Here is a 3290-nt window from a genome sequence, read left to right as displayed (position 1 = left end):
GCCGTCACGATCACCCCGCCCGCGATGGGCGGCCTCGCCCACGCGGGCAGCGCCTCGATCCGGTCCCACGCCCAACCCACCACGCCCGCCGGTCCGCCGGCGGGCCGCCGCGGCAGCGGAGGAAGATGGCCCCGCGCGTGGAGGTCGCGCGCCACGCACGTCGGGCACGAGCGCGCGTGGCGCGCCAGCGCCTCCAGCCGTCGAAGCTGCGGCTCCGTTCCCGGCGGCATCGGCTGCGCGTTCCACTCGCGGACGAAGGTGCACGCGGGCAGGCCGCTGGACTCCATCGCCGCCTCGCGCCGGGCGAGCGCCGCCTTGTACGCCACCAGCGCCGCAGAGCGCGAGGGAATGCGCGCCACGCCGCTCTCCCAGTCCCACACCTGCTGCTCGGGCACGCCCAGCTCCTCAGCCAGCGCCGCCCGCGGCAGCGCCAAGCCTTCCCTCGCCGCCCGAAGCTCAGCCCCGGTCATCGCCCGTCTCTCGCATGCTCGTCGCCTCCTCGCGCGCCCTTCCACGCGCGTCCCGGTCTACGGGTGCGCGTGCGGAGCGGTATACCAGATGTTTGGGTGCGGAGCGAGATCCGGCAAGGTCCGCGCCGGGCGATCGTACCGGAGAGGATGCGGTAGATGCCGCGCTCTTCTTGCACGACAGGCGGTTGGATGCGTCGGAAGAGTTTGGAGGTGCTACCTGAAGTGGACGGACGCGAGGACGCCGGAGAGACGCCGCTGCTCCTTCTCCGTCGGCGCGACGATGAAGATGCCCATCTCGCGGCCGCCCTTCACGCCCGTCCAGCGCGCGATCGTCTGGTAGGTGCGGCCGGTGGGGCTGAGCGAGTCTTCCATCCACGACGTGGAGACGTGCCCCGTCTTCCCGTCCACCGCCAGCGTGCAGCGGCGGAGGTCGCGCAGCCCGGGCACGGTGTCGCCACCCGGCGCGTCCGCGTATGCCACCGAAGTCGCGACGTGGAAGATGATGCGGCTCTCCGGCCCCGCCTCGCCCTCAGGTCCCGCCGCCCAGGTCACGAAGTCCTCTCCCGACGCGCTCGCCGCTCCCGTCACGTCCGGCGGCGCGGCGGCGGAGTCGGCGCGATACCCGGCGGGCACGAGCAGCGTCGCGGCCGTGCGCTCCACGCGCGTCCACCCGCGCGTGTCCGCCGGAGCGAACGCGCACGCCTGGTCCGCGCGCGGCGAACGGCACGCGGGCAGCAGCAGTGGCAGGGCAATGACGAGGAGGATGCGGACGGCGGAGCGCCGGCCGCGGGCGCGGGGAAGCGTGCGGAGCTGGGAAGGGAGGTGCGGCACGGCGGGCCTCGCGGGGAGCGGGAGCCCGGGGACCGATGCGGCGGAACCCGGGCGGAGATGCACCCGGAAGATACCTGACGCGCGGCGCCGGGAAAGCCCTCCCGGCGCCACGCCGCGGTCAGGCGGCGTACGCGTGCTGCTTGGCACGGCGGCGCTCGCGGCCCGCCTCGCGCAGGGCGCCCAGCTCCGCGGCGAAGCGGGCCGCCGCCGTCGCCAGGGCGCCGCGCTCGCGCAGCTCCCGCGGCTCCAGACCCACCAGGTTGCGGATGGCCCGGCGCAGCGGCATGTCGGCCGCGTACCCGCACGCCCGCGAGGCCGACGAGAGGGTGTGGCCGGGGTCGTCCAGCAGGTCGCAGGCGAGCAGCACGCGCAGCCACGCGAGCAGGCGGCGCGGCGGCGGCAGGTCCGTCCGCGCGCACCAGCGCAGCAGCGTGCGCTCGGTGAGCTCCAGCGCCGCCGCGAGCTCCGGCGCCTGGCCGCCGGTGGCAACCGTCTCCGCCGCCGCCGTCAGCACCGCGCGGCCCCGCGCACCCATGGGGTGGGCGAGCGAGTGCTGGAGCACGCGCTGCACCGCGCGGGCCTGCATGGCGCGCAGCCGCCGCGCCAGCGCCGCGCGCGTGTCCTCGCGCCCGATGCAGATCAGCTCGGCCACGCCCCACTGGCCCAGGGTGCGCAGGTCGCCGTAGTGCGCCGCTCCGAAGCGGTACGCCGCGATCACGGTGGCCGAGCGGAAGTCGCGCAGCAGGTCGCGAAGCTCGCCGCTCAGCCCCTCGCCTCCCGTGTACGGGTCCACCACCGCGACCGTGCCGGGCGGGGCGTATCGCAGCGCTCCGCGCAGCTCCTCCCAGTCGCGCGCGTCGAGCACGGTGGAGAGCGGCGCAGCGCGGTGAACGCGTTCGCGGAACGGGGCGTCCGCGTGAAGCAGGACGAGGGAGGGGGCGAGGCGCTGCATCAGCCGGCTCTCAATGCGAGGTTCATTTTCGGACGTGAAGTAAGTGTGACGGCATTAGGATGCAGAATTTTTCGCGCCGCGTCAATATGGACATAGTCTGCACCCCCATTTCACCTCACCTGCCCGCCGGTGTCGCCACGCGCACCCGTGGCGTCATCGTGGCGGTCCCCGGCCTCGCATCTCCGCCGTCCAAGCTCGCCGGCAGAAGAGATGTCCTTGCAGATCCATCACATCCCACCTGATTGAGTCGGACGCACAGCCGGTTTTTCCCTCGAACGAAATGACAATATAGGAGCTTGCGATGCAATGCGGTAGTGGACGGTGTGGACGAATCCGATTGAAACCGAAGAAAGCTGTTGGGAAGCCGGGAGCACGGAGAGGATCGAGGGAAGCACGCTAGGGAGGCCGGTGGTGGCCGGGCCTCCCTCGCGCTGTTCAGGCCGTGGCGGCCGGCGGCATCACCGGGAGCGCGCCGCGTCCGTCGCCGTGCCCCGCGCCCAGCGGCACCTTAATGCACGCGGCGAAGTGGCCGCCCCCTTTGTCGGCCAGCGGGGGCACGATCTGGGCGCAGTCCGCGTCCTTCAGCGGGTGCTGGCAGCGCGGGTGGAAGGGGCACCCCGGCGGCGGGTTGGCCGGCGAGGGCACGTCGCCCTCCAGCACGATGCGGTCGCGCACGTGGCGCGGATCCGGCACGGGCACGGCGCTCAGCAGCGCCTGCGTGTACGGCATGAGCGGGTTGCGGTACATCTCCCGCGAGTCGGCGAGCTCCACGATGCGGCCCAGGTACATCACCGCCACGCGGTCGGAGATGTGCTCCACCACGCTCAGGTCGTGCGCGATGAAGAGGTAGCTCAGGCCGAACTGATTCTGCAGGTCCTGCAGCAGGTTGATCACCTGGGCCTGCACCGACACGTCGAGCGCCGACACCGGCTCGTCGCAAATGATCAGCTTCGGGTCGGTCACGACCGCACGAGCGATCGAGATGCGCTGACATTGCCCGCCCGAGAACTGGTGCGGTCGTCTCCCTCGTTGCAACG

General features: G+C 72.8%; 4 protein-coding genes. All 4 read right to left on the bottom strand.

The annotated features are described in order from the left end of the window. On the bottom strand, positions 1–470 hold a 470-nt coding region (locus VFE05_07495; GenBank protein ID HET6229894.1), incomplete at its 3' end, for a hypothetical protein. Positions 471–683: 213 nt separating this feature from the next. Further along, positions 684–1301 (bottom strand): hypothetical protein, encoded by a 618-nt coding sequence (locus tag VFE05_07490; GenBank protein ID HET6229893.1) that lies wholly within the window; start codon positions 1299–1301, stop codon positions 684–686. A 118-nt stretch (positions 1302–1419) separates the two neighbouring features. Next, entirely contained in the window at positions 1420–2253 is an 834-nt protein-coding gene (locus VFE05_07485; GenBank protein ID HET6229892.1) for a helix-turn-helix domain-containing protein, read from the bottom strand. Positions 2254–2688: 435 nt separating this feature from the next. Further along, positions 2689–3288: an ABC transporter ATP-binding protein gene (locus VFE05_07480; protein HET6229891.1), complete on the bottom strand. Its 600-nt coding sequence runs from the start codon at positions 3286–3288 to the stop codon at positions 2689–2691. Positions 3289–3290 lie beyond the last annotated feature (2 nt).

This window comes from Longimicrobiaceae bacterium (genome assembly GCA_035696245.1).
GTDB lineage: Bacteria > Gemmatimonadota > Gemmatimonadetes > Longimicrobiales > Longimicrobiaceae > DASRQW01.
The sequence above is the reverse complement of the archived record's forward strand: the minus strand, read 5'-3'. Positions and strand labels throughout refer to the sequence as shown.

What these genes read in the sequence shown, in the direction of transcription:
- VFE05_07485 (HET6229892.1), bottom strand. Translation starts at nt 2,253, where the DNA reads ATGCAGCGCCTCGCCCCCTCCCTCGTCCTGCTTCACGCGGACGCCCCG.